General features: G+C 66.2%; 7 protein-coding genes. 6 read left to right on the forward strand and 1 reads right to left on the reverse strand.

Translation table 11 applies throughout. From position 1 onward, the window contains the following. A partial coding sequence (locus tag ACIRA7_RS14455; protein ID WP_396221555.1) for an ABC transporter permease occupies positions 1–427 on the forward strand: 427 nt, incomplete at its 5' end. Between the two features lie 269 nt (positions 428–696). On the opposite strand, the gene ACIRA7_RS14460 is transcribed toward ACIRA7_RS14455, so the two are convergent. Beyond that, complete coding sequence (locus ACIRA7_RS14460; protein WP_396221556.1) at positions 697–1,731, reverse strand: NAD(P)/FAD-dependent oxidoreductase; 1,035 nt, start codon at positions 1,729–1,731, stop codon at positions 697–699. A 118-nt stretch (positions 1,732–1,849) separates the two neighbouring features. Between ACIRA7_RS14460 and ACIRA7_RS14465 the strand changes: the two genes are divergently transcribed. The 5 genes from ACIRA7_RS14465 to ACIRA7_RS14485 all read left to right on the forward strand — a co-directional run. Continuing rightward, positions 1,850–2,395 carry a cob(I)yrinic acid a,c-diamide adenosyltransferase gene (locus tag ACIRA7_RS14465; protein WP_396221557.1) on the forward strand — a complete coding sequence of 182 codons (546 nt, stop codon included), beginning with the start codon at positions 1,850–1,852 and terminating at the stop codon, positions 2,393–2,395. After that, the gene (gene aroB / locus ACIRA7_RS14470; protein ID WP_396221558.1) at positions 2,395–3,501 is read left to right on the forward strand and encodes a 3-dehydroquinate synthase; all 1,107 of its coding nucleotides are present in this window, start codon (positions 2,395–2,397) and stop codon (positions 3,499–3,501) included. Before ACIRA7_RS14465 ends, aroB begins: the two co-directional genes overlap by 1 nt. 334 nt (positions 3,502–3,835) lie before the next feature. After that, positions 3,836–4,744, forward strand: a complete 909-nt coding sequence (locus ACIRA7_RS14475; RefSeq protein WP_396221559.1) for an RNA polymerase sigma factor RpoD/SigA — start codon at positions 3,836–3,838, stop codon at positions 4,742–4,744. A gap of 72 nt (positions 4,745–4,816) precedes the next feature. Beyond that, entirely contained in the window at positions 4,817–5,269 is a 453-nt protein-coding gene (locus tag ACIRA7_RS14480; protein ID WP_396221560.1) for a response regulator, read from the forward strand. A gap of 36 nt (positions 5,270–5,305) precedes the next feature. Continuing rightward, on the forward strand, positions 5,306–5,613 hold a 308-nt coding region (locus ACIRA7_RS14485), incomplete at its 3' end, for an FAD-binding protein (RefSeq protein WP_396221561.1).

Raw genomic sequence — 5,613 nt, forward strand, 5'->3', positions numbered from 1 at the left:
CTCAGGCTACGGGCGCCTCGAGTTTCTCGTGCTCCCCGCGCTGGCACTGGGCTCGCGCTCCATTGCCTATCTCGCCCGCGTGACGCGTTCCTCCATGCTCGAGGTCCTGGGCGCCGACTTCGTGCGCACCGCCCGCGCCAAAGGATTGACCGAGTCGGGCGTGATCGTACGCCACGCGCTGCGCAACGCGCTGATCCCCGTGATCACCGTGATCGGCCTCGACTTCGGCGCCTACCTCACCGGCAGTATTCTCACCGAAACGATCTTCAGTTGGCCCGGGATCGGCCGCTACGTGGTGATGGCCATCTCGCGACGCGACCTGCCCGCCGTGCAGGGGGCGGTGCTGTTCCTGTCAGTCGTGTTCGTGCTGGTGAATCTGGTGACCGATCTCGCGTACCAGAAAGCCGATCCACGGGTGCGGGCGTAGGACGGGTGCACCGGTGCGTTGCTGACGGTGTCGTGTGTTCGGAGAGCCTGGAGGTTCACGCGAAGGGCGCGAAGGGCCGCGAAGGTTCGCGAAGAACAGCAAAGCAAAAAAGAATAATGAATCTTGAACAGCGGTAACACTGAGGGGCCCGTGAAATCTCACGAGCCCCTTTGCTGTGCTTCGCGTGCCTTCGCGTGCTTCGCGCCCTTCGCGTGAACCGCAGAGCCGTCAACGAACCGGCAGTCTCCCCGCAAGCACTCCCCCCAGCACTAGTCGTCCTTCTGCCCGAACACCGCCAGGTTCGACGAATGCCCCGGCGAGACCTTCTTGTCGGGATAGATCCAGTGCACCGCCTGATTCACCGCGATCGCCGCTTCCGAGAAGCCGGATGCGATCAGCTTGAGCTTGCCCGGATACGTGGTGATGTCGCCGGCGGCGTACACACCGGGGCGCCCCGTTTCCATGGCGGTCGAGACCTTGATCTCGTCCTTCTCGATATCGAGGCCCCACTCCAGCAGCGTACCGAGGTCGGAGACGTAGCCGAGCATCGGCAGCACCGCGTCGCAGCGGAGTTCGCGCGTTTCCTTGGTCTTCACGTCCTTGAGACGCACGCCGGTGATGCGATCCTCGCCCATGATCGCGTCGATCTCGTGGAACGTGTGCACCGCCACCGTGCCATCGTTGGCGGCGGCGGCCGCCTGCACTTCCGACACCGTGGCGGCGTGCGCGCGGAACCGGTCGCTCCGGTGCACCAGCGTGACCGACCGGGCCTTGTCACGGAGCTGTGCACACCAATCGAACGCCGAGTCGCCGCCGCCGATGATCAGGACATCGCGGTCGCGGTACGCCTCTGGGGTGGACACCAGGGCATCGACGCCTCGGCCGTACCATTCGGCGGCGAACGCCTGCGGCAGCTTGCGCGGGCTGAAGGCGCCGATGCCCGCGGCGATCACCACCGCGCGCGTCGGAAACCGGTCCGTGTCTGTGACCAGGACGAAGTGTCCGTCCTCTTCCTCGAGCCCGACCACGCGCTGCCCGAGGTGCGCCGGAATGCCCGTGTCCGGATGGAACTGCCGCGCCTGCTCCGTGAGATTCCGGACGAGATCCTTCGCGAGCACCCGCGGGTAGCCGGCCACGTCGAAGATGAATTTCTCGGGGTACAGCGCCGTGAGCTGGCCGCCGAGTTCCGGGAGCGCATCGACGATCTGGGCCGTCGCGCCACGCATGCCGGCATAGAAGAGGGCAAAGAGGCCCGTGGGGCCACCGCCGATGATCGTGAGGTCGCGAATCGGATGGGTCGTCATGCTCGAAAAACTAACCAAAGTGCGTCTCGGGTAGTGAGTCAGAGTTCCGAGTCGGGAGTACGTACCCACGACGCGAAACTCTCACCCAAAACTCGACACCCACCGTTAGCTTTTCCGTATGAAGATTTACACCCGAGCAGGTGACGAGGGCGCGACCGCCCTCTTTGGTGGTGGCAAGGTCGGCAAGGACCACCCGCGTGTCGAAGCCTACGGCGACGTGGACGAACTCAACGCATCGCTCGGTCTGGCGCGATCGATCGACATGATGCCGCGGATCGATGAGGTGCTCGTGCCCGTGCAGCGCGACCTCTTCGCCATCGGGGCGCTGTTGGCGACGCCCGATCACGAGAAGATGCGGGAGCAGCTCACCAAGGCGCGCATCGACGAGCAGCGGATCGATGAACTCGAGCGGGCCATCGACGCGTGCGAGGCCGAGCTGGACCCGCTCACCAGCTTCATCATTCCGGGCGGCACACCGAAGGCGGCCGCGTTGCATGTCGCGCGCACCGTGTGCCGCCGGGCCGAACGGCGCGTGGTCCACCTCAGCGCCGAGATCGAGCTGCCCGCCATGGTCGTGGTGTACCTGAATCGGCTGTCCGATCTCCTCTTCATGCTCGCCCGCGTCGCCAACAAGCGCGCGGGCGCGGGCGAGGTCACCTGGTAGTGACCAGCGCGCATCCCGAACCGTTGCAGTTGCCGCTGCCGTATCCGGTCTACTGCCGGGCCGGGGTGCGGCAGACCATCGGGGAGATTGCGCGTCTCGTGGCCCCGTCGCATCGCGTGGCGGTCATCAGCGACTCGGCCGTCGCCCCCCTGCACGCCGACGCGATCGTCGCCCAGTTCCCGGCCGACAGCACCCGCCTGTTCACCGTGCCCCCCGGTGAACAGGTGAAAACGCGGGCCACTTGGGCCGAACTCACCGACGCCCTGCTGGAGTGGGGCGCTGGACGCGATACCACCGTCATCGCCGTCGGCGGCGGCGTGGTCGGTGACCTCGCCGGCTTCGTGGCCTCCACGTTCATGCGCGGACTCCCCGTCGTGCAGGTACCCACCACGCTGTTGGCGATGGTCGATGCCTCGGTGGGCGGCAAGACCGCCGTCGACACCCCCTTCGGCAAGAACCTCGTCGGCGCCTTCCATAATCCGGCGGCCGTGGTGATCGACCCCGAGGTGCTCAACACGCTCCCCGAGGACGTGCTGCGCAGCGGGTTCGCCGAAATGATCAAGCACGGCGTCATCGCCGACGCGCCCTACTTCGACGCCGTCCTCCGGTACGCCCACGCCGTCCGCGACCACGGCGCCTCGGCCCCTGACTTCGCCGCGACGATCACCACCCTCGTGATTGGCAGTGTCCGCATCAAAGCCGAGGTCGTCGCCGAAGACACCCGCGAGGGCGGTCTCCGGCAGATCCTCAACTTCGGCCACACCATTGCCCATGCGGTGGAGCGCGTGCTGAACTTCACGCTGCTCCACGGCGACGCCGTCGCCATCGGCATGGTCGCCGAAGCCCGCATCGCCGAGTCCATCGGCCTCGCCCGCGAAGGGCTGTCGCTCGCCATCGCCGATGCCGTGGAGCGGGCCGGCCTCCCCTCGCGCCTCCCCGCCACCATCCCCCTCGACGACATCATCGCCGCCACTCACGGCGACAAAAAGGCACGGGAGGGCTCCGCCCGGTATGCCTTGCCCCGCAGCATCGGCGAGATGGAAGCCGCCGAAGGAAAATGGTCTGTCGCCGTCAGCAACGCCGTGGTGAAGACAGCACTGTCCTAACCAGCCCAAGGCCCAAGGCCCACGGCCCAAAGCCCCAAGCCCAAAGCCCAAAGCCCAAAGCCCCTCCACTCCCCGCACGCGAACTGTGGCGTCACCACCACGCCCCAAACAGCTCAGCTCCCTTCCAAACTGTGTCATCCCCGCGTCACATTGTGGCACCATCACCCGGCACTGTCGCGATACCGTCGCCACTCTGACCCATAAATGACCGATTTACACCACGTGGAAAGATTTTCATTGACCGCTCACGATCCCGCCGTTAACGTGGCGGTCCCACCTCCTGACAGGGCCGAGTTCGGACCCCGTCGTTAAGGCACATGTTCGGCGAGGGCGTATGCAGGCAGCTGCCGCGACCAGAACCACCGAAGCCCGCTCCAAGGGCTTTTTCCGTTCATCCCCTTCCACCGCCTTCGATCAATACCTTCACGATATCCAGAAGCTCCCCCTGATCACGGATGCAGCCGAAGAGCGTCGTCTCGCTCGGCTCGCCCAAAAGGGAGATGCGGCCGCCGCTGAGCGCCTCGTCACCGCGAACCTCCGGTTCGTGATCAGCTACGTGAAGAAGTATCAAGGGCACGGCCTCGACCTGTCCGAACTCGTCGCCATCGGCAACGAGGGCCTCCTCAAGGCCGTCCGCAAGTTCGATCCCGACCAGGGCGTCAAGTTCATCTCGTACGCGGTGTGGTGGGTCCGGCAGGCCGTCCTCAAGGCCCTCGCCGAACAGACGCGCAGCGTCCGGATCCCGCTCAACCAGAACTCCCAGCTCATCCGCATGGCCCGCGGAGAGATGGCCCTCAATCAGGTGCTCAATCGCGAGCCCACTGATGCGGAGATGGCCAAGCTCCTGCAGGAGCCCATCGAGCAGATCCGCAACGCCCGCCAGATCACCAGCACCGAAGTCTCGCTCGACGCCCCCATCGATCGGCAGGACCGCGAGGCGTCCACCCTCGGCGAACGCTTCGCCGGTGAGACGCACACCGACATCGAAGAAGGCACCGACTTCCGGCTCATGCGGGAGTTCATCGATCGCGTCTTCCGGAAGTACCTCACCCCGCGCGAGCGCAAGATCCTCTATCTGTACTACGGGCTCGACGAAGGGGCCGAAGCCATGACCCTCGAGCGCATCGGGGCCCTCATGGGCGTCACCCGCGAACGGATCCGCCAGATCCGTGAACGGGCCTTCGAAAAGTTGCGCGAGTCGCCCGACGGCCGTGCCCTCGCCGGATTCTGGGGAGCCGCCTGACGCCGTCCGCCTGGTGACGGGGAACCACACGGTTCCATGCCTCGGGATTCTGATCGAGGCACGGTTCGTTACGTGAAGCACGGGCGTTCGTTTGTTAACGAGCGCCCGTTCTCATTGCCCCCAGTTCACCCGGAGTCGCCGTTGCCGCACGTGCTGCTTGTGGACGACGAACCCGGTATCCGCTTCGTACTGAGGCGCTGGTTCGAACGCCAGCAATGGGCCGTCTCTGAAGCCGGAGATGGCGAGAGCGCGATGACCGAGTTGCTGGCCAGCGACGAGGCGAACGAGAGCCGCGTCGACCTCGTCGTCTGCGACCTGCACTTGCCGGTGATCTCGGGTGAGGATCTCGTGCGCACCCTCGAGGCCAGCCGACCGGCCCTCGCCGCGCGCGTCATTTTGTCCACCGGCGACGCGGTCGCCGACGCGCCCCACGGTACCCTGCTGGCGCACCACCCGCATGTGCTGCAGAAGCCGTTCGAATTTGTCGTGCTCAAGTCGCTGGTGGCCTCCATCGTGAGCGCCTAACCCGCTCACCCACGTGTCGCGCCGCTATCTTTCGGCATGCGCGATACGCTCCTCGCCACACTCTCCGCGATCGTCGGCCCTCGCTGGGTGAAGTCCCGCGTGCCCGAACTCGTCGCGTATGAAGCCGACGGACTCCCCGGGTATCGCGCGATGCCCACCCTTGCCGTCTTCCCCGGCACCCGCGACGAAGTCGTGGCCGTGGTGCGAGCCCTTGCTGCCGCGGGCGTGCCGTTCGTGCCCCGCGGTGCCGGCACGGGTCTCTCCGGCGGTGCGTTGGCCAATGACGTCGTGCTGCTCGGCCTCAATCGCCTCACCCAGATTCTCCGCGTCGATCCGGTGAATCG

Source organism: Gemmatimonas sp., assembly GCF_044376735.1.
Classification (GTDB): domain Bacteria; phylum Gemmatimonadota; class Gemmatimonadetes; order Gemmatimonadales; family Gemmatimonadaceae; genus Gemmatimonas.

Coding starts and splice junctions, on each gene's coding strand:
- ACIRA7_RS14460 (WP_396221556.1), bottom strand. CDS start 1,731: ATGACGACCCATCCGATTCGCGACCTCACGATCATCGGCGGTGGCCCC.
- ACIRA7_RS14465 (WP_396221557.1), top strand. CDS start 1,850: ATGAAGATTTACACCCGAGCAGGTGACGAGGGCGCGACCGCCCTCTTT.
- ACIRA7_RS14475 (WP_396221559.1), top strand. CDS start 3,836: ATGCAGGCAGCTGCCGCGACCAGAACCACCGAAGCCCGCTCCAAGGGC.